Annotated in this window: 42 protein-coding genes and 1 pseudogene; 13 read left to right on the top strand and 30 right to left on the bottom strand. The window is 38.4% G+C overall.

Features of this window, described 5'->3' with window-relative positions:
- Positions 1-11: 11 nt before the first annotated feature.
- From LREU_RS04410 to LREU_RS04290, 28 genes are all read right to left on the bottom strand, one after another.
- Complete coding sequence (locus tag LREU_RS04410; RefSeq protein WP_003668029.1) at positions 12-791, bottom strand: ParB N-terminal domain-containing protein; 780 nt, start codon at positions 789-791, stop codon at positions 12-14.
- A 13-nt stretch (positions 792-804) separates the two neighbouring features.
- Complete coding sequence (locus LREU_RS04405; RefSeq protein ID WP_003668030.1) at positions 805-1,230, bottom strand: hypothetical protein; 426 nt, start codon at positions 1,228-1,230, stop codon at positions 805-807.
- Positions 1,230-1,928, bottom strand: coding sequence for a phosphoadenosine phosphosulfate reductase domain-containing protein (locus tag LREU_RS04400; RefSeq protein ID WP_003668031.1), 699 nt, complete (start codon positions 1,926-1,928; stop codon positions 1,230-1,232). Before LREU_RS04400 ends, LREU_RS04405 begins: the two co-directional genes overlap by 1 nt.
- Before the next feature lie 57 nt (positions 1,929-1,985).
- Complete coding sequence (locus tag LREU_RS04395; protein WP_003668032.1) at positions 1,986-2,192, bottom strand: hypothetical protein; 207 nt, start codon at positions 2,190-2,192, stop codon at positions 1,986-1,988.
- 947 nt (positions 2,193-3,139) lie between these two features.
- Positions 3,140-3,562 (bottom strand): hypothetical protein, encoded by a 423-nt coding sequence (locus LREU_RS04385; RefSeq protein ID WP_003666916.1) that lies wholly within the window; start codon positions 3,560-3,562, stop codon positions 3,140-3,142.
- Between the two features lie 81 nt (positions 3,563-3,643).
- Positions 3,644-3,787 carry a hypothetical protein gene (locus LREU_RS10450; protein ID WP_003666915.1) on the bottom strand — a complete coding sequence of 48 codons (144 nt, stop codon included), beginning with the start codon at positions 3,785-3,787 and terminating at the stop codon, positions 3,644-3,646.
- A gap of 62 nt (positions 3,788-3,849) precedes the next feature.
- Positions 3,850-4,161, bottom strand: a complete 312-nt coding sequence (locus LREU_RS04380) for a hypothetical protein (RefSeq protein ID WP_003666914.1) — start codon at positions 4,159-4,161, stop codon at positions 3,850-3,852.
- The gene (locus LREU_RS04375; protein ID WP_003666913.1) at positions 4,161-4,421 is read right to left on the bottom strand and encodes a hypothetical protein; all 261 of its coding nucleotides are present in this window, start codon (positions 4,419-4,421) and stop codon (positions 4,161-4,163) included. Before LREU_RS04375 ends, LREU_RS04380 begins: the two co-directional genes overlap by 1 nt.
- 7 nt (positions 4,422-4,428) lie before the next feature.
- Positions 4,429-4,617, bottom strand: coding sequence for a hypothetical protein (locus tag LREU_RS04370; protein WP_003666912.1), 189 nt, complete (start codon positions 4,615-4,617; stop codon positions 4,429-4,431).
- Positions 4,617-4,958 carry a crAss001_48 related protein gene (locus LREU_RS04365; RefSeq protein ID WP_003666911.1) on the bottom strand — a complete coding sequence of 114 codons (342 nt, stop codon included), beginning with the start codon at positions 4,956-4,958 and terminating at the stop codon, positions 4,617-4,619. Before LREU_RS04365 ends, LREU_RS04370 begins: the two co-directional genes overlap by 1 nt.
- On the bottom strand, positions 4,958-5,218 hold the full coding sequence (locus tag LREU_RS04360; protein ID WP_003666909.1) for a hypothetical protein: 261 nt from the start codon (positions 5,216-5,218) through the stop codon (positions 4,958-4,960). Before LREU_RS04360 ends, LREU_RS04365 begins: the two co-directional genes overlap by 1 nt.
- Positions 5,218-5,412 carry a hypothetical protein gene (locus LREU_RS04355; protein WP_003666908.1) on the bottom strand — a complete coding sequence of 65 codons (195 nt, stop codon included), beginning with the start codon at positions 5,410-5,412 and terminating at the stop codon, positions 5,218-5,220. The genes LREU_RS04360 and LREU_RS04355 overlap by 1 nt, the downstream gene beginning before the upstream one ends.
- A 43-nt stretch (positions 5,413-5,455) precedes the next feature.
- Positions 5,456-5,608, bottom strand: coding sequence for a hypothetical protein (locus LREU_RS10445; RefSeq protein ID WP_003666907.1), 153 nt, complete (start codon positions 5,606-5,608; stop codon positions 5,456-5,458).
- Between the two features lie 184 nt (positions 5,609-5,792).
- Complete coding sequence (locus tag LREU_RS04345; RefSeq protein WP_003666905.1) at positions 5,793-6,071, bottom strand: hypothetical protein; 279 nt, start codon at positions 6,069-6,071, stop codon at positions 5,793-5,795.
- 75 nt (positions 6,072-6,146) lie between these two features.
- Entirely contained in the window at positions 6,147-6,518 is a 372-nt protein-coding gene (locus LREU_RS04340; protein WP_003666903.1) for a hypothetical protein, read from the bottom strand.
- Positions 6,515-6,844, bottom strand: coding sequence for a hypothetical protein (locus tag LREU_RS04335; protein WP_003666901.1), 330 nt, complete (start codon positions 6,842-6,844; stop codon positions 6,515-6,517). The genes LREU_RS04340 and LREU_RS04335 overlap by 4 nt, the downstream gene beginning before the upstream one ends.
- The gene (locus tag LREU_RS04330; RefSeq protein ID WP_003673373.1) at positions 6,837-7,694 is read right to left on the bottom strand and encodes a DnaD domain protein; all 858 of its coding nucleotides are present in this window, start codon (positions 7,692-7,694) and stop codon (positions 6,837-6,839) included. Before LREU_RS04330 ends, LREU_RS04335 begins: the two co-directional genes overlap by 8 nt.
- A gap of 4 nt (positions 7,695-7,698) precedes the next feature.
- Positions 7,699-8,523, bottom strand: coding sequence for a PD-(D/E)XK nuclease-like domain-containing protein (locus LREU_RS04325; protein ID WP_003668035.1), 825 nt, complete (start codon positions 8,521-8,523; stop codon positions 7,699-7,701).
- Positions 8,507-9,436, bottom strand: coding sequence for a recombinase RecT (locus tag LREU_RS04320; RefSeq protein ID WP_003668036.1), 930 nt, complete (start codon positions 9,434-9,436; stop codon positions 8,507-8,509). Before LREU_RS04320 ends, LREU_RS04325 begins: the two co-directional genes overlap by 17 nt.
- Entirely contained in the window at positions 9,429-9,701 is a 273-nt protein-coding gene (locus LREU_RS04315) for a helix-turn-helix domain-containing protein (RefSeq protein ID WP_003668037.1), read from the bottom strand. Before LREU_RS04315 ends, LREU_RS04320 begins: the two co-directional genes overlap by 8 nt.
- Complete coding sequence (locus LREU_RS10440; protein WP_003668038.1) at positions 9,701-9,877, bottom strand: hypothetical protein; 177 nt, start codon at positions 9,875-9,877, stop codon at positions 9,701-9,703. The genes LREU_RS04315 and LREU_RS10440 overlap by 1 nt, the downstream gene beginning before the upstream one ends.
- Positions 9,878-9,891: 14 nt before the next feature.
- The gene (locus LREU_RS04310) at positions 9,892-10,095 is read right to left on the bottom strand and encodes a hypothetical protein (protein ID WP_003668039.1); all 204 of its coding nucleotides are present in this window, start codon (positions 10,093-10,095) and stop codon (positions 9,892-9,894) included.
- Positions 10,073-10,321, bottom strand: coding sequence for a helix-turn-helix transcriptional regulator (locus LREU_RS04305; RefSeq protein ID WP_003668040.1), 249 nt, complete (start codon positions 10,319-10,321; stop codon positions 10,073-10,075). The genes LREU_RS04310 and LREU_RS04305 overlap by 23 nt, the downstream gene beginning before the upstream one ends.
- Positions 10,318-10,521: a DUF6877 family protein gene (locus tag LREU_RS04300; protein ID WP_003668042.1), complete on the bottom strand. Its 204-nt coding sequence runs from the start codon at positions 10,519-10,521 to the stop codon at positions 10,318-10,320. The genes LREU_RS04305 and LREU_RS04300 overlap by 4 nt, the downstream gene beginning before the upstream one ends.
- A gap of 13 nt (positions 10,522-10,534) precedes the next feature.
- Entirely contained in the window at positions 10,535-10,657 is a 123-nt protein-coding gene (locus tag LREU_RS10625; protein WP_258411273.1) for a hypothetical protein, read from the bottom strand.
- The gene (locus LREU_RS10620) at positions 10,657-10,785 is read right to left on the bottom strand and encodes a hypothetical protein (RefSeq protein WP_003668043.1); all 129 of its coding nucleotides are present in this window, start codon (positions 10,783-10,785) and stop codon (positions 10,657-10,659) included. The genes LREU_RS10625 and LREU_RS10620 overlap by 1 nt, the downstream gene beginning before the upstream one ends.
- Positions 10,786-10,796: 11 nt before the next feature.
- Positions 10,797-11,570, bottom strand: coding sequence for a phage repressor protein/antirepressor Ant (locus LREU_RS04295; RefSeq protein ID WP_003668044.1), 774 nt, complete (start codon positions 11,568-11,570; stop codon positions 10,797-10,799).
- A gap of 18 nt (positions 11,571-11,588) precedes the next feature.
- Positions 11,589-11,804 carry a helix-turn-helix transcriptional regulator gene (locus LREU_RS04290; RefSeq protein WP_003668046.1) on the bottom strand — a complete coding sequence of 72 codons (216 nt, stop codon included), beginning with the start codon at positions 11,802-11,804 and terminating at the stop codon, positions 11,589-11,591.
- A gap of 121 nt (positions 11,805-11,925) precedes the next feature.
- Between LREU_RS04290 and LREU_RS04285 the strand changes: the two genes are divergently transcribed.
- The 12 genes and pseudogenes from LREU_RS04285 to LREU_RS04225 all read left to right on the top strand — a co-directional run bounded on the left by LREU_RS04285 (position 11,926) and on the right by LREU_RS04225 (position 21,578).
- A complete protein-coding gene (locus tag LREU_RS04285; RefSeq protein WP_003668047.1) occupies positions 11,926-12,300 on the top strand; it encodes a helix-turn-helix domain-containing protein in 375 nt (124 codons plus the stop codon).
- A gap of 16 nt (positions 12,301-12,316) precedes the next feature.
- A complete protein-coding gene (locus LREU_RS04280) occupies positions 12,317-12,721 on the top strand; it encodes an ImmA/IrrE family metallo-endopeptidase (protein WP_003668048.1) in 405 nt (134 codons plus the stop codon).
- Between the two features lie 53 nt (positions 12,722-12,774).
- Positions 12,775-13,179: a hypothetical protein gene (locus LREU_RS04275; protein WP_003668049.1), complete on the top strand. Its 405-nt coding sequence runs from the start codon at positions 12,775-12,777 to the stop codon at positions 13,177-13,179.
- A gap of 13 nt (positions 13,180-13,192) precedes the next feature.
- A complete protein-coding gene (locus LREU_RS04270; RefSeq protein WP_011953447.1) occupies positions 13,193-13,714 on the top strand; it encodes a hypothetical protein in 522 nt (173 codons plus the stop codon).
- A gap of 20 nt (positions 13,715-13,734) precedes the next feature.
- On the top strand, positions 13,735-14,592 hold the full coding sequence (locus tag LREU_RS04265) for a DUF6414 family protein (protein WP_003668052.1): 858 nt from the start codon (positions 13,735-13,737) through the stop codon (positions 14,590-14,592).
- 356 nt (positions 14,593-14,948) lie between these two features.
- Positions 14,949-16,325 (top strand): recombinase family protein, encoded by a 1,377-nt coding sequence (locus LREU_RS04255; protein WP_080502968.1) that lies wholly within the window; start codon positions 14,949-14,951, stop codon positions 16,323-16,325.
- A gap of 45 nt (positions 16,326-16,370) precedes the next feature.
- Positions 16,371-17,567: pseudogene (locus tag LREU_RS04250) on the top strand (gluconate:H+ symporter); the annotation flags it as partial.
- Between the two features lie 79 nt (positions 17,568-17,646).
- Complete coding sequence (locus tag LREU_RS04245) at positions 17,647-18,666, top strand: LacI family DNA-binding transcriptional regulator (protein ID WP_003668057.1); 1,020 nt, start codon at positions 17,647-17,649, stop codon at positions 18,664-18,666.
- 50 nt (positions 18,667-18,716) lie between these two features.
- Positions 18,717-20,246: a gluconokinase gene (locus LREU_RS04240; RefSeq protein WP_003668059.1), complete on the top strand. Its 1,530-nt coding sequence runs from the start codon at positions 18,717-18,719 to the stop codon at positions 20,244-20,246.
- Between the two features lie 179 nt (positions 20,247-20,425).
- Positions 20,426-20,971, top strand: coding sequence for an alkaline shock response membrane anchor protein AmaP (gene amaP / locus LREU_RS04235; protein ID WP_003668061.1), 546 nt, complete (start codon positions 20,426-20,428; stop codon positions 20,969-20,971).
- A gap of 14 nt (positions 20,972-20,985) precedes the next feature.
- On the top strand, positions 20,986-21,177 hold the full coding sequence (locus LREU_RS04230) for a hypothetical protein (RefSeq protein ID WP_003666092.1): 192 nt from the start codon (positions 20,986-20,988) through the stop codon (positions 21,175-21,177).
- Between the two features lie 17 nt (positions 21,178-21,194).
- Positions 21,195-21,578, top strand: coding sequence for an Asp23/Gls24 family envelope stress response protein (locus LREU_RS04225; protein ID WP_003668062.1), 384 nt, complete (start codon positions 21,195-21,197; stop codon positions 21,576-21,578).
- A 154-nt stretch (positions 21,579-21,732) separates the two neighbouring features.
- Here LREU_RS04225 and LREU_RS04220 read toward each other — a convergent pair whose 3' ends face one another.
- Both LREU_RS04220 and LREU_RS04215 read right to left on the bottom strand, forming a co-directional pair.
- On the bottom strand, positions 21,733-22,227 hold the full coding sequence (locus LREU_RS04220) for a GNAT family N-acetyltransferase (RefSeq protein ID WP_003668064.1): 495 nt from the start codon (positions 22,225-22,227) through the stop codon (positions 21,733-21,735).
- Between the two features lie 27 nt (positions 22,228-22,254).
- The gene (locus LREU_RS04215; RefSeq protein ID WP_003666088.1) at positions 22,255-22,395 is read right to left on the bottom strand and encodes a hypothetical protein; all 141 of its coding nucleotides are present in this window, start codon (positions 22,393-22,395) and stop codon (positions 22,255-22,257) included.
- Positions 22,396-22,521: 126 nt separating this feature from the next.
- On the opposite strand from LREU_RS04215, the gene LREU_RS04210 reads away from it, so the two are divergent.
- Positions 22,522-22,758, top strand: coding sequence for a hypothetical protein (locus LREU_RS04210; protein ID WP_225355121.1), 237 nt, complete (start codon positions 22,522-22,524; stop codon positions 22,756-22,758).
- Positions 22,759-22,829 lie beyond the last annotated feature (71 nt).

Below are 22,829 nucleotides of genomic sequence, written 5' to 3'. Positions count from 1 at the left end.
ACACCTCACTTTTAATTATCAAAGTATCGTTTAACTTGGTCAAAGGTTATGTACTCTTCATTGGCTGGTATGTTGGCTTTCTTGTAGAAGTCCTTCTTTGCATCATTGCTAGGAAATACTACTTTGGTATAGAAGTTAATGATCGTGTTGTCGTTATCCTTATGACGAAACTCAGCTTTTTTCTTATTAAATTCTTCTAGACCGTCCTCGTCGTTTAATTCGGACATATCAGCAAGCTTGTCTTTCTCATCTTCGACTTCTTCATCGAATGGAGTGTCGCGCTTACTTACCACCGACTGTTCATCCATGCTGCTATCACCATCAGCAACACCATTAAGTTCATCACTAGCATCTCCATCAAAATCGACCTCACCATCGTACATAAAATCAATATCAGCCTTGTTAAAGCCCATATCGTCCCAGTTAATCCCGTCAGCGTTCAAGTCGGCTAAGGCGCCCAAGTCCCAGCTACCTTGCATTGATGGATTATTGAGTTGGACGTTGAGCGTCTTTTCCTCTTTCTCGTCAACATCAATGTATGCTACTGGAATTTCATAATCTTTCTTGCGATACATCTTATCCATTGCAGCTATTCGCTGATGGCCTTCAACAAGATTACCAGTGCGCTTGTTAATTACTAGCGGCTTGATTAAGCCAAACGTACGTAATCCTTTAGTTAATTCTTTTAAATTGCTCTCATCAATGATACGAGGATTGTAATCAGCTAATTTAACCTTGTCACGGGTGATTGTCCCATACTCGAACGACTGCAATTGTTTACGCTTTGCCACTTAACTTCACCTCTTATCCGCTTGACTTGCCAGAAGAGCCCTTGTGAGTAAAAGTGGGCCACAATCCACGCCCCCTTGCTGGAGCAATACGTTTACCCGTCTTCCAATCAACACCATGCTTAGCAAGAACACGTCGGGCCGCTTGCACTGATCTATTTTCAGACAAGCCATGAGCCGTATTCCACGTTTTTTCTGCTTGAGTGGGTGCTCTTACTTTGCCACTTGAAACTAAACGCCGATATTCTCGTCTAGCTTGATTACGCTTGGCATAATACTGATCTTGATTCTGCTTTAAGGCTTTTCGTGATCTTTCGTCTTGACGCTGATGGTATGCAGACTTACGCACGACTGTCTTATCCATCATATAATCACTCACAGCACTACCTACACCTTTGCTATTAAGGTATTGCTGTTCAGACATAACTCGTTGCCGTGCCATTATTCATCTCCTCCTTTCTTGTAAGCCTCGTATTGTAAAACACCCGCCTGCGCTTCCGGGAAGAATTTAAGTATCCTCTCGTAGTCTTGCGGGTATATCTTTTTGATTGCTGATAGTTCTTTACCGGCTAATGAATGAAAACTAAATCCTAATTCACGATTGAACTTTGGATACAGTAGCTTGTTCATTTTGATGTAGTGCTTAACTTCTTTGTCCGTCCAGTACATTACAGGGTAAAAACGTCCTCGTTGAGTGTCTATACTCCCTGAATGTTTTAACATGGCTCTACGGACAATTGAGTCGTTAATCTTCTCACCGCCAGCTATCCATGCAATGCCGGTCTGCTTACGCAAATAAGCATAGATACCTCGTATTTTGACACGTGGCACGCTGTAATCCGGATCACGGAAGGAACCATAACGATAAAAGTCTGCCGTCTCAAAATGCGGTACACGGATAATATGCGTATTGTAGTGATGCTCATACTTTGCTAGTGCTTCTTCTTGAAATTGAAGCCCTGGCACCATATACATAAAAAATGGTTGTACGTGCTTAAAGTATTTGAAGCATAAATCCATCACTGCAATACTATCTTTCCCCATGCTGAAAGACACTAGAACGCTGTCGGTGATACTTGCTTGTGTTTTGATTTGATCTAGTAGACTCACGTTCAAGCTCCTTTCTCGTTCGTTCAGCATGAGCTAACATATATAATTCGGCTCCACTATTAGTAAAGCCCCAATTCTTAGTCGTTCTCATGAATACCACCGAGTGAATTTAACATTCTTTGACTTCAGAGCCTCTCTTGCTAGCAGTTTTGAATGTGGATCACCGTCAGCAATCGCCCTAAGCACATCCTCATACATATCGTCTTCTTCCATATGCATTCCCTCCCAATCTGCATTCTCACTAAATGAATTAACAATATCTTTTACTTCTTTAACCGTGATATGTTTGCTCATAATTATCACCTTTCATATATTAAAAAAAGCCCCCGTAGATTGGAGACTTTACATCAAGGCATATAGAAGAACATCATAGCAAGTAGGTGCTTCCTCCTTTCGTTGATTGTTTTAAAAAGTAGATGAGCCTTGAATGCTGATGGACGGAATCGAACCGTGCCATTAGGGTATTCAGCCCTACCTTTTATCAGCATAATACAGAAATGCTTGCATCCACTAATCGTTTTTGAATTTTGTTGCTCTTTGCATCTCTGTATTAAATCACGGCTTGGACAAAAAAGTACTATGTAATTACGAAAGAGGAGCTTTCATCTCCTATCATAGTTTAGTTTGCCGTGATAAAGCCGAGAGGTGGATTCAAACCACACTTTTGTCACACGAGACCTTGTGTGCCCATCTTGGATCTCAGCAAGCAGTGCGACTCGTAAAGCACTGCAATTGCGAATATTGGGAACTGCCCCCACAAGTATTGGACTACTCCAGGATACTTGGCATCTAATTTGCATATTCGCATAAAGGACTGACACTCTATTAAGGTTTTATTTTGAGAAATTCGCACACACTCGTATTATAAACACTCCACCTAAGAATCAATCATCACTGTAGTATTAGAAAACATATAGAAGGTGAGTGCCAGTCTTAAACATAAATCATGATTTACTGGGTATCAACGTTTCCATAGCTAATACCCTACGTGGATTATGGTCATCTGCCACCATCGCGTCGGCTTGGTTACCGGATTCCACACTTCCTACGCTTAACAAGAGATCCCTATTGTGAGTATAGTAATGAGTCTTGAAAATACGTAGAGCAGTTAAAGGCTTGCTCGGGCACGTTATTTGAAAAGTAAAGTCGTTTTCGTAATCATTCGACAATACCATAATAAGGCTGTTTTTCTTGAAAATCACGCCAAAGTACCGCCATTTTACCGCCAAAACACCGCCACTTTACTTTTCAACTAAAACATTAGTAGGAATTATCCTCGCTGCTTCCCACAATGCTTCTTTCTGCATACGGTTAAAAGTACGCTCAGAGATATTCAGTTTCATTCTTACCTCTGTTATTGAGCGATGATGATGAACAAAGCGATTATCCAGTATAAGCGCATATAATTCATGCTCGTCTCCCTTTGAAGCAATGTACTTGAGAACTAGTTCACGTCTCCTCCATTCGTTTTGTGCATTTGTCCAATCGATCATACGACGGTCAGGATCATATGTCTTTGCTTTAGGCTGTCCGTCAAAATCAGGCGATCCTAGCGTAATCTTCTTTTTTTCGGCTTCATCTCTCCAATACCAATATTTAGACAACCATTCACGAGCCATGTCGCACGATTCATCACGTTTATACTTTTCAAATATGCTATTCACTTGCCCTACTCCCCTTGTGATATAATTATTTTGTTATACATATATCTCAAGGGCGCTCTCACAGTAGAGCGTCTTTTTTCATTAAACAGCTCCAAACATTAGTAAGACAAACAATCCAAAGACTGCATATCCAATCATGTGCTTATCAAAGCCACATAAAATTTCCGTGATAATAATTGCTGTAAAACATACCAGAGGAATGTATTTCAATAAATCCTTAATCATTCTTTTCCTCCCGCTTTAATTTATTTTCTTCTCGCCGTTGACGCTTCTTGCGTCGGCGGTTTTTACTTTTGCTCTTTGACTTTGCCATGCTTGATCACCTTTCTTGGCAACAACGCAGCTCGTGGATGAGCCATCACATATTTCTGCGCATCATCTAATTGCTCAAAGACTTTGATAATCTCTAAAACACCGTAATCATCTACTAGTTGATCTTTGACAACGTAAACTGTGCCAAAATCACTTTGGCGCTTGAACTCACCATTAGTGATTGCTTTAATCGCTGATACCTGCGCTTCGTTAAAAAGCATCCGGTTGTTTGCTCTAATGCCACTCCCTGACTCAGAGTAGACAACTTCGCCATCATATCTAATCATTAGTCGCACCTCTCATAAGTTTTACGAAATTTTTCATCACTCATTGTTTTCCAATCAGTGAATGTATAATCAAATACGGTAATCTTCCCAAGATTAACAATCCACCAACCACGTTTTAGCGGTAAACAATTATTATCTTTCCGAAAAGTAAAGGTTTCACCAAAGCCATCATCGGTAATACAATATTTCTTCATCATTTCATCTGACCCATCGAACTGTTCAGCCTTAATTGGAACTATCTTTTTATATTTGTGTAGCATTAAGCGATCACCTTTCTTCCACAATAATTTGCGCCTTCTTATAGTGATTTGGCGCCAACATAGTAATTTCATAGAATGCTTCTGGATCAACAGGATCTCCAAAATCACGCTTAGAAGCAGCACGCCAAGCTTCATCCTTTGAATGAGCAACAATGACTTTAGATGAGTTGTCATCATCAACTAGATAAAAGTGCATTACAAACGCTCCTTAATCTCATCAATCCGTTGCAAAAGTACATCAGCATACACTTGCATAGCGTTGTACTGAATAATCATTAAGCGCTGCTCTTTATCGCTTAATCGGTTGTACTCGTCTGTGTGCATGAACTCATCTAGTCGATTCATTCTGCCTGCAACTTCCGCATTCTCTTTTGAAAGTTTATTAGCTAATTCAATGTTAGTGGCAGTTTGTTTATCAGTAATTTCAAAACTAAATGATTGAACATTGTCTCTGTTGCTTCTGCATACATTAATAATTTGGAAGTTGTCCCATTTTACTTTTTTGATAAAATCATTGAATATTTCTTCTTTTGTCATTATTTTTCCTCCTCGTTCAGTGGTCGACCACACATAGGGCAACAATTAATAGTTAAATTCCAGCCGCCAAACACATAGCCATCGTCATCTCCAATGACAATATTGTTATCTGTCATGTCTTTGTTCGATGCATCATATTTGATAGTTAAGTTGCCATTAGAGACCTTAGGATCTATTGAGACACACAATCCCGGTATGTTGACAATATTCTTTTTGTGATGGCAATACGGGCAATTCTTTTGCTTTTCAGTTAATTTCATTAGTTGCCTCCAGATATGACCTCTTCAACGTTCATATTCTTAATGTCTAGTTCTTGAACATCATATTCATCTATCCACGATTCAGATATTACTTCCATCTCATTAAACCAAGCTAGTTCTTTAGCTCTTTCCTCATTAGCAGCCTTAACAATATAGCTATCAAAAAAAGCGTTAACTCTATACAGCTTTATCATTCTTTATAAACACACTCCATTTCGTCTTGCTCTTCATACCGCCTTATAAATCAATTAAGTTGGCAACTACAAAAGCAATAATCATCAATCCAATAATCAGACTAAATATTGTTTCAAGGCTAACCTTGCAGATAATTATTGTGATAATAATTGCCGTTACACAGACAATCCCCACACATAACGGTAATTGCTTCATTACTTCCACCTCTTTCGATTCGTCACACTATGGTGTTTCTTTGATTTTGATAGCTCATTTATCGATATTCCACAGGAACAAATCGCATTAGCAATTATGTTTAGTGCTTTGTATCGCTTTCTTTGATAAGGCGGCAGGCTCATTAATTTTGCTTTCATGATTTGTCGCTTACGAGTACGCTTGCTCATTCAATCCCCGCCTCTTTCAGTTTTTGATCTACCATGATTTCAATACGCTTATATCCGCTGTCTATTTGCTTGGCTAGTTCTCGCAATGAATGAATAGGTCTTCCAGCGTCAACTTTCTTTTCGTAGAACTTGATAGCTTGGCCATACGTGTTGAACCACCACTTTTGTCCCGATGGAGTACCGTTCTTTCGCATTTTGCCATCTTTCTGAACAATGTTGAGCGCTTCGCCGTCACTGACGATGGCAAACTTATTATCTAAATCAATCGTTATCATTTTTCTTCTCCGCTAACATTTTCAATGCTTCTAAGTTAGTTCTTGTGCTTGTTGATAATACTTTTACTTCTGTGCTCATTGCGCTACCTCCTCACAGTCATTTAGTTCTTCTAACGTACTCCAGGGCCATGAGCCATTTGGGCTATCGGCTTCTGAAACGTATTTAAAAGGCTGGTGATTTATAGCTAAGTAGGGCATACGCTTATGAATCCAGCCCCCGTCATTTAAATTTCGTTCGTACCAAGAGTGATCTTTCATTACGATTACAAGATCAACTGCTAACTCTTGTTTGGCGTCTTCTGGATCATGATTGAGCTGAGAAAAATGAAAACTAAATTCTTCCCAATTCATTGCAAGCTTGCCATCTGCTGACCCAATCCATGCAATCTCCTCTTCTGGAGCAAAAATTAAATCATTAATCTGCTTAATTAAGCTATTGTTTTTCATGCTGTCTTTGCCTCCTTGTAATTCCAATTGGTGCAGGCTTTGTCACGTATTAAACAACACTGATGGCACCATTCTTTAGCCTGTTGTTTCTTTTTATCCCCGACAGGCTTTCTAAGTAGCCATTTAAATTGTTCTTTATTCCAAGGTACTTGATACTCGCAATTATGCTCATCAAGCATTTGCAGATAATAAACTGCTATTTGTAGCTTAGTTTTGATAAAACGCAGGTTAGCAGCTTCTTGTGTTACACCGTTATATTCACTATCAGTTACTTCTAATAGCTTCCGAGTAGAAGCCCATTTCTTTTTCACTTCTTCTTTAGTCATGTGGCATCGGATCCCCACTATCATCAATTCTTTCGTAGTGTTGTTTGTTAGGCTGTTCTTCTTGTTGCTTTTTGAACCACTCTGGCATTGGTTCGTTAATTGGTTGACGTTTACGTGAGCCACTCTTTTGCTGATATTCACGGCTCATTTGTTGCTCGTGTTGTTGTTCAGACTTTTTAGCTTGTTCCACCGTTTTAATTGACTGTTGATCGTATCGTTCAAACGTTTTTGCTAAATAGCGATCAGCGCCCTTAGAAGCTATATTTCTTCTTAATGCATACGTAATTACATGAAGAACTAAGTCAGCTCCATATTTATTCGTCCACTCAGTTAAATCTTGTTGAGCAATTCCATTAGGAAATCCCCAGTTGTTTTGCCAAAGCTCGAAAACATCTTTGACGGAATGCTGTGCATCACTTAACACTTTATTAGTATTATTTAAATCAGTATTAGTGTTATCAGTGATTAGTAGTCCTTGATTTTCCGGAATCGGTTTTTCCGATTTCGATTTTTCTGGTTTCGGTAAATCGCCTTTCGGCACCGAACTGTGATTTTCTGGTTTCGGTATTTCTTGGAGAACATAATCATACGTTGAAAATTTACCGTCTTTCCGATTTTGAGTTCGCTTCAAATAGCCAAGTTCCATTAACTCTTTCATCGCACTGCTTACAGCTGATTCACCATCTTTAAAATGTGTAGCAATCTCACTGATATAGAATTGCCAATCATCTGGCTTACTCCACATATACGCAAAGAGTCCTAAGGCTTTAAGGTGCATTCTTGGATCATTGATTATGTCATTATCAATGATCGTGAAGCCTTTAATCTTAATTTTTTTAACGCGTGCCATGTTTCTATACCTCGATTTCACTTGCATGTATAAATCCGCTTAACATCTTCGTTTCACGGCAATAATCACATTTGCCACAATGAACAGGTTCTTCTTCTCCAGTCATCACTTTCCAAAAATGCGGTTGTAGTTCTTTCACTTTGTCTAAATCGGCTTGCATTTGGTAATCATCATCAACGCCGTTAAAATCAATTGCCATTTTGTCAGGAGGCGTTTGCTTGCTGATCGCAAAGATAAGTGGCTGGCACTTTTTACCAAAGGTCTGCTTGATTAATTCACGATAAACGGCCATCTGTAGGTCATATTCTCGGTCTTGAATAAATGGCACATATCTATGTTCATAAGTGTTCCAGTGACCCTTGTGGATGTCGTCAACGGTCTTCAAATCACAGAAGTAGCCTTTATCAAGCACAAGGCTGTCAATCTTGCCTTTCCACAAGTAGCCGTCAATCTCACCTGTTACGATTACTTCCTTGTCGCCTGGAGCGTAGAAGTAATTGAACATATCATCGGCTTGCAACGTTTGAATCATGCTATTAGCACCCTTAAATTCAGCTCTAAGGTGTCCGTTAGGATTAGTTTTAGTAGGTCGGGTCATTAACTCTTTTTTGTTAGCTTCAATAAAGTCTTGATGGCTTTTTGCACTCTCAAAGTATGAGTGAACGTAGTTACCAACAAGAAGCGGTACAGGGCTAGATACAGGTTGCCAATCCTCTTTGAGCTTAGCTAAGGCACGAGCTTCACATTTTTCAAAATCCTTAAACAGTGACACGCTCATGTATTGCCAATCGGTCTCATGGCTATAGTAATTATTAGCTGTCAGCTTCATCGGCTGGTTTGATTGTCCCTTCGCTGAAGAGTTCTGTTTGTCCGTCTGCGACTTCTTCACTGGTTTCTTTGCCTTCGTTGCTGTTGCCATCATTACTTACCCCCTTAGCCTTCGCTTCTTGTGACTTTTGAAATCCTTCTAGCAATTTATCAGTACTTTGTTTTTCATCCTCAACGGGCGTTACATCTCGACGCTCATCATCGTATTCGTTGCTTGTTGTATCGTTGATAGCACCAGTTAAAAGGTCACTATCATCAGACGTGTTAATAAACATCTTAGCGGCACGATTAAGCACAGTACGCTTTGCCATTTCTTGGCTAAAATTCTGCTGTACTTTGTTATTTTTTTGACGTGTTTGTGCCCATGACTGATCAATCTCTTTCTTAGTCATAACAGTAAAGTCAGTACCTTCATCAGTCTTAATCATGGCAAAAGCTCCAATAATTTGATTATCTTGATTTTCAAACTTAGGAACGAACCTCTTAACGACTAGCTCCATGTCTTCATTAGCACCAATTTCAAAGTCATCTTTTTCGTGAACAACTTCTGCCCTAACTTTCTTAACACCATCCAGTCGCTTAACTGCTGCAACAGTACCGAAATAGCTCCGTTGCATTTGAAGCTCATTGCCGTATACGATGAAGTAGCATTGATCTTTTGCTGGGGATAGCCCTTGCAGTGTCATATCTAACAAGGACTTAACAATCGAGTCATGAGAACATACTTCTAAGGCTGGCCGATGATTACGGTCTTGTACTTTTTGTAATTCGAGAAAGGCTGCATTCAACGCATTAGAAGCGTTGTAATTCTTGGGTAGTGACAAGTCCTGCGTGTCTTGCATTTGTTTAACACGATCTAATACAAGATCGGTTAGCTTAGTCGGTTTCTGCTGTTGTGCTACTTGATTAGTCATACTTGACCACCTCATTCTTCCAGTTGTTTGTGTGTGATTTACTAGTCCATTCGCAATTTAGTTTGAAAAAATCTTCTGGTTTGCATTCAAGTGCTACTGCTAATTTGTCGATAGTTTCAAACATAACTCCCTTATTTTTCCCATATTCCAGAGCCATTATGGTTGTCTTTGATATTCCTGTCATCTTGTACAAGTCACTTGTTTTGAAACTGAGCGTTGCCATACGAACTCGCAAATTACGGGCAAAGATTTCAGATAGGTTCATTACATCCACCCCATTTGCTTATTAAATAGTTTTGATAAAGTTTGTTGCGATTCGTAATAGCGAGTAAGTGCTTCAACATCACCTACGGGGGTTGCTTGCTTAACAAATACTGCGTTCATTAGATTATTTTGTAGAAGGATAAATCCCTCTGCTTTTTTCAATTTTTCGTCAAACATGGTATAATGAACTCCTAAATATATTTATTTTGTTTTCTATTGCCATCGGATGCGTCGGATCCGGTGGCTTTTTTTGCGTTCAAATCCCACAGCATCAGCGAATAGAAGAACAGCAGGAATACCGCTCCGCCATAATCACCAACGCCTGCGCAATAAGCTATCCAAGCGCCCATTAGCATTGCTAAGAGCTTAGAATTAACTATTTTTGTTAATGTCATTTGTTTCACCTCCTTTAATATCTTCAATTCGTAAGTCCACAAGTTTGTAAATACTTACGTGATAGACACGTGAGTACTTCAACATAATTTCTAAGCTAGGTTCACGCCTTCCTTTCTCATAATTTGCTATTGCTCTGTCAGTAAGATTGAACCATTGCGCTAACTCAACTTGAGTCATTCGCAATTCATGACGTCGCTTTAACAAAAAATCGCTCAGCTTGCTCATTCAATCACCGCCTTTCGTTCAGCTAGTCCGTAGCGAATTAGATTTTCAAGATAGCGTGCTTGTTGCCAAACATAGCCATCAGTCGGCTTACCGCCACTGATGAACCAATCGCCTAAGCGTTCCCGTACCATTTGTATGGCATTTAATGGGAAATCATACTCATCAAGCAGTTGATTAATTCGTTCCATTCCGTCTTTCATTTTTCTTTACCTCCTAATGTTTCTTTCTGTACTTTTCTTTCAGCACATTCAGCTTCTCGCCCTCGATAACGTTGACGATTGCTCCAATTAAGAAGCAAACCATAATTACCACCCAAGGAATTGCTAGTCCTAACATCAAATCACCTCCTTAGAACGTGCTTCATAGATCATTTCAACGATTACATCGCTTAAATCCTTGGGAATTGTTTTCTTTGAAAGGTCAGGAATAACGTTCCCGTCCTTGTCTACGTTGATTATCTCCATCTGATCACCCCCTAAGCTTCAATTACTGGTGCATTTAAGAACTTGTTAATGAAATATTGTTGTCCTTTGCCAGTTACTTTCGTTGTAATGTTGACAGTTGTATGCCCGTCAGAATGATTAATTACTGTTTCTTTAGTTTTGAATAGTCCTAACTCCATCGAACGCTGAGTAGGAACATTACGATTACTTCCTCTTGTTCCCAAGTAGCCATTCTTTCTCATCCAAGCAAACAGTCTATTTTGCCCAATATTTACTCCGTTTTGGCGAAGGATTTTGGCAAGCTGTCCAATTAGAATGCTTGAGTTGCTTGTAGAAACCGCATCCGCAAATAAAGCCTTAGGTTTCATCTGTTCGTTCTCTGCTTGAAGTTGCTTACGTTGCTCTTGTTCCTTTTTCAACTGAGTAGCAAGATTGATAATTGTATCTGGATTAAGGAGAGCCTTTTCGATTGTTTGTGGTGTCATATAGGCACCATGTTTACGAATAGCTGGTAGAACTTCACTTGTTACCCAGTGCTTGAATTCTTTAGCGGTTGGTAACTTGCTACTAAGAATTAATGAGTACAAGCCGGATTCATTGATAATTACTGACTTGGATTTGTAATTAGAACCAGTCCCCTGAATCAGGGTAGTGGTTTTATCCTCGTTCTCTACATGATTGGCAATGGCATTTTCAGGCTTCTTATATCCAAGAATCGTTGCCACATCCTTACCTACAAAGTAAGGTTCATTGTTAATAGTTACTGTGCGGACTTGCTGTCCGTTAAAATTAAATAGTTGTTGCATTTGATTACCTCCTTATCACTAAGAGTGACAATTAACTGCAAAAAAAATAGTGTCCACTGACTTATCGTAGTAGTTAGCAATCTTGATTTTAGTGTCATCGCTGCCTTTACGATAACCAGCTTCAAGCATAGCGAGCATTGATTGTGAAATACCAATATTCTTAGCTGCTTGAGCCTGAGATTCACCTTTTTCATGTCTCAAATCAATTAAGACTTTGTTAGGTGTGACGCTCATCACATCGCCTCCTTATCACTAAGAGTGATTTATCTTACGGCTATTATAATATATCACTAATAGTGATAAGTCAACCACTTTTAGTGACTATTTTGATATTTCTTTCATCACAAATAGTGATATGATTATCACAGTTAGTAATTATAAGAAGGTGAAGGATATGTCCATAGGTAATAGAATAGCCGATTTAAGGACAAATAATCATATGTCACAATTCCAATTAGCAAAAGTATTAGGAATTGGAACAAGCACTTTAGGAATGTACGAAACGAATAAAAGAAAGCCTAGCCCTAAAGTCTTAAATAAAATAGCTGATTATTTCGATGTTTCTACTGATTATTTATTAGGGCGCAAGAGTAAAGCAGATCAAGTACATAATGCGACTGTTGATGAAGCTCTCGGAACAATTATGTCATTCGAAGGCCAACCCGTTACTGAACATGATAAGAAAGTAATGAAAGATTTACTAGAAAGTTATCTCAGAAATAAAGAGTAAAAGGTCGCCCTGCTTTATGGATAATAAGTTGAAAGAACTTCTCGAAGAATTGAATGCCGTAGTAATGTATGGAAGCCTTGATTGCCCGGGACGCATTGCTTTTCCACCTATTTTAGAAGGGAAAGCAGTTATATACATAGATACTAAATTAACTGAAACTCAGCAAAAAACAGTTTTAATTCATGAATTAGGTCATCTTGCTAAGCAACGTGACGAAAAAGAACTTTATGATGTAACAATTTCTATGAAGATGAAAATGGAATATGGCGCTAACAAATTTATGATTAAATACCTTTTCTCTAATTACATTGACGTCACTGGCGATGATCCACACTCGGTGAATTATCTTGAGTTTATGCGCCAAAACGATATCCCGTCGCGCGATGAAAATATTGTTAAAGAAGTTATCTTAAATTATTAATATACGTCCAAGCGTGATCGACGTTAAAAGCTATACGGGGGAGAAATAGATTAATGAAATGCTTTGTATGCAAAAATAAGATCGGATTTCTTGATGATAAAGGATTTACCCAAGACCATAAATTTATCTGTTATCAAGACGTTAATAAACTTTTCGATACTGATAAAGCTCGTAAGCACTTTGTTCCTGCTGACCTTAAAAGAGAAATTAATCAGATGACAAGCACTGCAATACTAGAAGCTATTAATCGAGAAAACACCGGAAGATTATTCTGCCCTTATTGCGGTAGTAGCAACGTTCAACCATTAGGACAACATCATAAGAACTTCTCTGCCGGGAAAGCTATCGGCGGCGCTGTATTAACCGGTGGGATTGGTGCTGTCGCTGGCTTTCTAGGTAAAAATACAAATCAAACTGATTTTGTATGTATGGACTGTGGAAAGCAATTCAAGAAATAATTTGGAGGATTTTATGAAAAAGATAGGTTTAATATGTGCCACATTGCTAGCGGGTGTTAGCTTAGCAGCTTGTAGTAATCAGCAATCAAAAAGCACAAAGACTTCTAATGATAGTAGCCTAAAAGCTGAAAATTCTTCTTTAAAGAAGCAACTAAGCAAGAAACACAGGCAAAATAAAAAGAAGAAGCAAAGCAATGATAATCAAAGCTCTACTTCTTCTAATGCAAATAGTAATTCAAGCAATCAACAATCTTCTACTCAAGTAAGTAGCACACAACATGCTAGCACAGCACAAAATAATACTCAACGCCAATCTCCTGCACAGCCACAGCAACAAGCGACGCCTTCACAAGATCAGCGCCCTGATGACGTTCCTGCTAATTTCAAAGAATACACATCTTACACAACTGATGGTCACAAGATGACGCAATGGAACGATGCAGGGTCTTATTGTGGTGATCCTGATACTCAATACGAAACAAATATCAAGATGAACCAAGCAGCAGAACGAATTGCTAATGGTCAAGTGCCATAAAGAAAGGAAATACTGAAACTATGGATGATAAATATAAAGAAATAATTTTTCTTAATAAAACTGAATTATATTCTGCTCTCGCGCAGTTAAACAAAGGATATATTGATTCAATAGTTAACAAATCAAGTAATGATAGCAAAAGTGGAACTTCGGATACTAGTAGTAATACTTCTGGCATTAGCGGTGGTATTCCGTCTATTATTAAGGGCGAATATAAAGGAGCTGATACACATACAGCTGCTAGTGAAGATTCGGAAAGTTTTGGTAAAGATCTTAATGTGGTACTAAACGATTACAATTTAAATAATTTGATTAATCTTCTAAATGAGAAGCAGTTGATTAAAGAATTAGGTACTGCTAGCGAAGGAGATTTTGTTTTAACCACTTCCCCGTTCTCATTAATTGATTTTAAATTCTCAAGTGAAGTTTTGAGCTCAGATCGTGGAAATGGACTCAATTCTAATTTAAAAAATATGATGCAAGCTACCGATGGATGGAGCAAAGAATTGGAAAGCAATTTTAAGTTAATGGCACACTTTATGAGTTTTGGAAATCTAATGACTCAAGGGAATATTTTAATTCATATGGATGGAGCAACTATTTTAGCAAATAATGATCACTTCAGAATGAACAATGGAGAATTACAATCTATTGCTTATTCTTCTCGCCCTATAACCGTATTGGGAATTGTTGAAGCTAAAACAGAAGATGTAAGTATAGAGTCAATTTTTTCTAATGTTTTAGGGGCCAACAATGATATTCAAGATTTGTCAAAATTCGGCAATATCGTGCCTGCATTATCTGAAATGACCTTCTTTTCTTCTGGACTCCTTAAAAATGGCGATAGTTTCGTAAAGCCAATTGCACTATATTTTTAATTAATTTTTATTTTCAAAATCTTTCTTTTTTTGTAGAAAATCATTATGAAATTTACTTTGCCTGTTCTCAATGATGGACTGATTATTATGAACTTGTTTTTTTAAAAGATCATGTTCTTTTTTTAATGTATTAAATAGCTTAAACAATTTCAAAACAATCACCACCTTTTTTGATTATTATATCAACTATGATTATTAAAATGAATTAGCTCAATTTTTAAACCGGTCGAATTCGACCGGTTTAAAAAGACACCATAAAGAACACATGTACGAAAGGACGTGATTAGGGACATGAAAGTAGCACTTTATGTCCGTGTCAGGTATCGACACTAGAACAAGCAGAAGAAGGTTACTCAATTAATGAACAAAAAGATAAACTTAAAAAATATTGTGAAATTAAAGATTGGACGATTGTTAAAGAGTACGTAGATCCTGGTCGCTCCGGATCAAATATCAATCGCCCCAGCATGCAACAGCTTATCAAAGATGCAGATACAGGATTATACGATGCTGTGCTTGTCTATAAACTTGACAGATTGAGCCGAAGTCAAAAGGACACTCTTTACCTTATCGAAGATGTCTTCCAAAAGAATAATATCCATTTCATTAGCTTATCAGAGAATTTCGATACTTCAACCGCATTTGGTAAGGCAATGATCGGAATACTAAGTGTGTTCGCTCAATTAGAACGTGAGCAAATCAAAGAGCGCATGTCAATGGGAAGAGTTGGTCGTGCTAAGTCTGGTAAGATTATGGAATTCAATAATCCTGCATTTGGTTATGAAGTTGATGGCGACAATTATAAAGTAGACCCGTTAAGAGCTGAAATAGTGAAACGAATTTACAAGATGTATCTTAGTGGCACGTCAATTAATAAGATAAAAGAAACACTTAACTTAGAAGGACATATCGGAAATAAAAAGAACTGGTCTGATACTAGAATAAGGTATATTCTTAGCAATCCAACCTACCTTGGCAAAATAAGATATGATGGAAAAACATATGATGGTAAATTTTCTCCAATTATTGACGAGGAAACGTTCAACAAGACACAGAATGAATTAAAAGAACGCCAAACGGCCACCTATAAACGTTTCAATATGAAGCTTAGACCCTTCCAATCAAAATACATGCTATCAGGATTACTACGTTGTGGCTATTGTGGTGCTACTCTCTTCGTTAACTCTTACGTATATAACGGTAAACGCAAACTTCGTTATAACTGTCCTAGCACATACAAATCAAAGCAAAAGACAAGGACGTATAAAATAATGGATCCTAATTGTCCTTTCAAGCTCGTATATGCTAAAGACTTAGAGCCTGCTGTGATAAATGAAATTAAGAATTTAGCGTTGAATCCTCAATCAATACAGAAACCGGTTAAGAAGAAACCTGATATTGATGTGGAAGCAATTCAAAAAGAATTAGCGAAAGTCAGAAAACAGCAACAAAGGTTGATTGACCTCTACGTTATTTCTGATGATGTCAATATTGATAATATCAGTAAGAAAAGCGCTGATTTAAAGCTTCAAGAAGAAACGCTAAAAAAACAACTCGCACCGCTTGAAGAGCCAAATGATGACGATAAAATTGTAGCTTTTAACGAAATATTAGCTCAAATAAAGGACATTGATAGTCTCGACTATGATAAGCAGAAATTTATCGTAAAAAAGTTAATTAAAAAAATAGACGTATGGAACGATAATAAAATTAAGATCCACTGGAATATTTAATTTTTTAGGCGCTTTACGCCTTTTTTCGTATATTAGGTATTTCCAATTGAAACTGGGATCGGGGGCCAGCTTGGACACTTAGCTATCATCTTCGGTTTCGGTTCAATGCTTGGGAAATTAGTTTCTGATGCTGGTGGTGGCTATCGGATTGCAACAACCCTGATTAATAAGTTTGGTCGGCGTTGGATCCAAGTTGCTGTTATCCTTGCCTCCTTTATCATTGGGTTAGCATTATTCTTTGAAGTTGGGCTTGTCGTTGTTTTACCAATTATCTTTATCATTGCCCGGGAACTCGATATGCCATTGATGTACCTCGGTATTCCAATGGCGGCTACCTTAAACGTTACCCACGCTTTCTTACCACCACACCCCGCTCCAACCGCTATTACAGACATTCTTGGCGCTAACCTTGGACACGTATTGCTGCTTGGTATTTTAGCCGCGATCCCAACAATCATTATTGCTGGTCCTGTTTATAACTGGGTATTACAAAAAGTATATCCGCGTGTCTACCGTAAAAATATTGATATTTCAGTTCTTGGCGAATATAAAGAATTCAAGCTTGAAGAGACGCCTAAATTCGGTATCTCCGTTTTAACTGCAATGATGCCAGTTATCTTAATCGCCGTCGCTACTATTTGTTCATTTATTTTCCCTAAGAACAATCCCGTTAATGAATTCATCCAATTTATTGGTGCTCCTGACCTTGCAATGCTTCTTTCATTAATTTTTGCAATCTTTACGATGGGTCTACAACGAAACCAAAAAATGGAAGATATTTCGACATCCCTTGCCGACTCAATTAAGCAAATCTCAGTTATGCTTTTGATCATCGGTGGTGGTGGTGCCTTCAAGCAAGTTCTTGTTGATGGTGGAATTTCTAAGTACATTTCTGGACTATTTGCTCAAACTAGCATTTCACCAATTCTAGCTGCTTGGTTAATTACTGCTTTATTACGGATGTCACTCGGATCCTCAACGGTTGCTGCGATGACTGCTGCCGGGCTTGTTGTTCCAATGGCTCACCAATTTGGTAGTAACTCAATTATGGCAACATTAATGGTTCTTTCCATCGGTGCCGGTTCTGTCTTTTGTGGACACGTTAATGATGCCGGTTTCTGGATGATTAAGGAATACTTTGGCCTTTCATTAAAGGAAACTTTACTTTCGTGGACAACTCTTACTTCCGTCTTAGCCCTTGCTGGGTTAGGAGCCGTCTACGCCATTTCATTATTTGTCTAAGTCAATTTAAGCGTCCTAGCGAATTAGCTAGTGACGCTTTTTGTATGGTTTGGTATTCTTAATAGTAGAACTAATAAGGATGATGAATAAACAAATGACGCAACATACTACTATCGCTGACGTTGCTAAAGCAGCTGGTGTTTCAGTGACTACCGTTTCACGTATTATCAATGGTCGTTATGATAAAATGCGCCCAGCAACGCGGAAACGGGTGGAAAAAGCAATTAAAGACCTTCACTTTGTTCCAACCGCTTCCGCACGACAGCTTCGACAAACTCATAGTCACGTTGTCGGAATCCTCGTTGGAGATATTTCTAACCCCTTTTCATCTTTACTTGCCAAAGGAATCGATGATGTTTTGCAACAAGCGGGCTATGATATCCTCCTCATGAATACGAACAACTCACGGGAAAATGAAAGTCGTGCTCTTCAGCGACTATACCAACAACGAGTTGACGGAATTATTGTCCAGCCTAATTCCCGTCACTTTAGTCAATTCGCCCCTGCTATTCATAACGACATTCCCCTCGTAATTGTCGACCGTGAAGTTGATGACCAGCCTTCTACAGTTGGCAAGGTCACTTCTGCTAATCGTGATGCTTGTTATAACCTCGGTAAGATTCTGTATCAAAATGGTTATCAGAATATTTTAACTGTCAGCGCACACTTTGCGGAGGCATCTGGTCAGATTCCTCGAATTGCCGGTTTAAAGGTCGCTGCTGCTGATAACGGGCTAAGCTATCACAATATTGAAACCCGAGGACATGATCGGCAGTGGCTTGCTAAAACGTTTCTGCAACAGTTAAATGAGCTTAAAGGCAAAACTGCTGTCGTTTCATTAATGGGACCCATTTTATTTGACCTTTTAGCAATTTTTAAGGAATTAAACCTTTCTTTCCCTGAAGATCTTGGCTTAGTTAGCTTTGATGATTGGGAATGGTCGCAATATGTCGCTAATGGAATTTTTCTGTTGAAGCAAGATATGGAGCTAATGGGTAGCTTAGCAGCTAATAAACTTTTAACGCAAATTAACCAACAAAGCACGATCAGTTCCACTACCCTTTTACCAGTTGAAATCATTGCACACCAGTCACTTTAGCATATAATATTACAAAGAGAATTAAATTGAGTTTTAAAGGAGAACAATAAATGAACTACTTAATTGGTGTTGACGTTGGAACCTCTAGCACAAAGGCCGTTTTATACGATCAAGATGCACAGGTGATCACACAAGCTAACTATGGCTACGAGTTGCACCGCAATGCCGCGGGAATGGCAGAACAAGAGCCAGAAGAAGTAATCAATGCTGCTGAACAAGCTATCCATGATGTGGCTACGGCAGCTGATCTCAGTACAGGGAAACTACTAGCAGTTTCAATCTCAAGTGCAAACCAAAGCCTCCTCTTATTAGATAAGAATAAGAAGCCCCTTTCACGGTTAATCACCTGGGCTGATAGTCGAGCTCAGCGCGCGGCAGATAACCTCAAGATGATGACTGAAGGACAACAATTATATATGAAGACAGGGGTTCCTGTTCATCCCATGTCAACGTTGACAAAGCTCCTTTGGTTAAGGGAAGACGAACCAGATTTATTTAGCCGTACAGCATATTTTGCTGATATTAAAGCTTACCTTCTCTATCGGTTATTTAATGAATTTAAGGTTGATATGTCAATCGCTTCCTCAACTGGCTTGATGAATCTAAAAACTTGTGATTGGGATGACCAGGCACTCCGGGTTGCAGGGATAACCAAAGATCAACTGCCTGAAATTGTTGATGGAACAACTCAAGCAACTGGTTTAGTGCCCGAAGCCCAAGAAAAACTAGGAGTACCCGCTGATACGCCATTTGTCTATGGTGCTTATGATGGTGCCCTTTCAAATATTGGTGTTGGTGCAACCAAGCAAAACACAGTAGCAATTACAATTGGCACTTCTGCAGCTGTACGAGTCGTAACTGACCATCCTGTTATTGATCCAGAACGACGCCTCTTCTGCTATGCTATTAATAAAGGATTGTGGGTCGTTGGTGGCCCGCTTAATAACGGTGGCGATGTCTATGAATGGGCAGTAAAACACCTTGTCGATAGTAGCGCTGTTAAGAACGAACAGGTGGATCCTTATACTTTAGCAAATCACGTTATTGAAGGAGTACCAGCAGGGGCACATGGACTTCTCTTCCATCCCTTCCTGGGCGGTGAACGGGCGCCATTGTGGAATGCCAAAGCGCGCGGTAGTTTCTTTGGCCTTTCTCATATTCATACACGGGCTGATATGCTACGGGCAGTCATGGAAGGAATTAGCATGAATATTGCAACAGTCTTCCAAGCAGTACGGGCTTTAGTTGGCGAACCAGCAAGCGTTACCGCAACAGGTGGCTTTGCCCGTTCAAAAGTATGGCGTCAAATGCTTGCCGATATCTTAAACTGTCCTGTTAATGTTCCAGACTCATTTGAATCAGGCTGCCTTGGATCAGTAGTTATGGCTATGCAAAGTTTGGGAATGATCGATAGTCTTGATACACCACAAAAGTTCATTGGTAAGGTCAGTTCTTACCAACCAGATCCAACCGCAGTAAAAGTATATCAACGTTATACTCCACTCTTCCAACAAATTGAAGATATGCTTGCCCCTGCTTATTCTGAAATTGCCAAACTACAAGAGCGCCAAAATAATTAAAGAATTAAAAATCGATCTTACATCGGAACATGATTGTAAGATCGATTTTTAATTATGACTATTCTGTTAATAGGTTCTTAATATTACCTTTAGCATTTTTGTAATCAACGTAAAACGCTTTCTCTTATGTTATTATTAATTCATAGCAAAAAAACATTTATAGAAAGGAAGTGGTACTAATGGCCGCATGGAAAAAATGGTGGGTTTCATTTGTGATGATGCTTCAGGTAATTATTGGAATCGTTGTCGTATCATTATGGTTTTATCGTGACCAAACTTGGACGATTCCAGTTAACGATTGGCTTCACAGCCCCATCGGTCAAAGTTTCTCAGCCGGAGTCGCAGTATTTTTAATTATCGTTGCTTTAACCGTAATAGCAATTGCCGTTTTTCGCCCAACAACGACTAAACAAATGACAATCGCTAAGGATGGTGCTAATAAAGTTCAAATTGATCAACATGCAGTTGAACATAGCTTAACTACTTCAATTGCTAAATTTGACCTTTATAACCCAGTAATTAAACTCAAAATGCACCGTAACAATCATAATGCAGATGTTACCATTCACGGAATGATGTCCAATAGAACCAATCCAAAACTAATTCATACAGTACTACTCCAGACAATTAAAGAAAACCTTAAACGAGACTTCGACATTGATCTTAATAAATTACATATTAAGTTAAGTCCATACTCAAACAAAGAATCAGTTAACATTGTCTAAAAAGGAGGTACACTATGAAACTTGCTACAATTGGCGTTATCTTAGGACTGCTTATCAGCATTAGTTGGATTATGTGGGGCTTTTTCCCAATGATTGGCATTCTGTTAGCTGTCACTATCTTAGGCGGAATTGGCTATGTTCTTGATGCAAAAGGCTATTCATTAAATAAACTCGCGATAAAAATGTTAGATAAATTTGCCAACTAATTCAAGGAGGAATTAATATGACAACCACTACAAATAATAAAACAATTGATGAACAATTAACATTTGATGATCAGGTAATTGAAAAAATTGCTGGAATTACCGCTAGCAAAGTCCCTGGGATCCTTTCCCTCGACGGAAATATGTTTAGTGAATTAGCAGATAAAGTAACTTCCGGAAGCAATCCAACAAAGGGAATCGATGCTGATGTTGGTGAAAAGCAAGTCGCATTAAAAATGGAAGCTACCATCGAATATGGTAAAAGTGCTCCAGAAATTTTTAAGGCTGTTTGTTCTGAGGTGCAGCGTGCAATCGATAAGATGACTGGTTTAAATTTAGTTAAGTTTGAGCTACATATCAATGATGTTAAAACAAAAGAAGAAGTAAAAAAAGATACAAAATAAGGGAACGAGCAAAGCATCACGGGCACCTTCGTTTTCAATACGAAGCTCTCATATGCACCATAGGCCTCCAGCATTCGGCTTTACCGGGCGTTGGAGGCCTATTCTGGTTACTTCTTATGGACGTGGCTTTACTTATGTCATATTTACACAATAATCATTTAAAATGACGTCCTAAAATAACTAAATCACGTTTAATCCCATCAAGCTCTGCTACTTGTGGTAAAAGCCCCCATTGCGTAAAACCAAACGATTTAAATAACTTTAGGCTTGGAATATTATGACCAAAGATATAAGCCACGATTGTATCAACTGTTAATTTAGGCAATTGACCGATAATAAATTCCATGGTTTTTGTACCAACCCCTTGTTTCCGTAACCGTTGATCAAGGTAAATGGCAATTTCACTAGTATGATCATAGGCTGGACGACCATAAAAGTGCTCAAGGGCAACCCACCCGAGAACCTCTTTTTGATATTCAATTACCCAGATTGGATAATTTTCGTCAAACGCTTCAAACCACTCTTTCCGTTTCTCAACCGTTATCGGAGTAAGATCTGCAGTCGCTAACCTTGACGGAATAATTTGGTTATAAATTTCAACAATTTTTGGTAAATCTTCAAGTGTCGCTTTTCGGTATCCTAACTCCACTATACTTCCCTCTAAAAAATTTCCTAACTAATTTTTTTGAACCATTCGAACTAACCCAATCATCATACTTAATAAAATTCCGATTGATGCTAGTAAGGTATATCGACGTAATTGTTGATTTTCTTCAGTTAATAATTTTATTTCTCGTCGCATAGCTTTTTTCTTCACTGTAAGCACCGCCTTCATTAATTCTAACAAGACCATCATATCATATTATTTGCGATTGCTTCTTAATATTTTATCTTTATCCTGTTAATGACTATAATAAAAACCATAAGGAAGTGTGTAGAGGGTATGATTTTAAACGATATTATTAGTATTTTATTATTTTGCGCGTTTGCTTATCTTTTTAATTTTAACTTTCACCGCGATAACTATGCCTATGCTATTGTGATGTTTATCGGCATGATGGTATTTTATGGCGATTTTTACCATCATCTTCCAATTAACTGGAAATTATATATTTTGCTTATTGCCGCTTTTTTATGGGCTTTATTCACAATTTTCATGGGGGAGGCAAGCATTAATTAAACCAGCTCAACGTAAACATTTTTCCTATGCAACGATTATTGGAATTTTTGCAATTATCATCACTTTTATTT

The sequence above is a fragment of the Limosilactobacillus reuteri subsp. reuteri genome (assembly GCF_000016825.1).
Classification (GTDB): Bacteria; Bacillota; Bacilli; order Lactobacillales; family Lactobacillaceae; genus Limosilactobacillus; species Limosilactobacillus reuteri.
The sequence above is the reverse complement of the archived record's forward strand: the minus strand, read 5'-3'. Positions and strand labels throughout refer to the sequence as shown.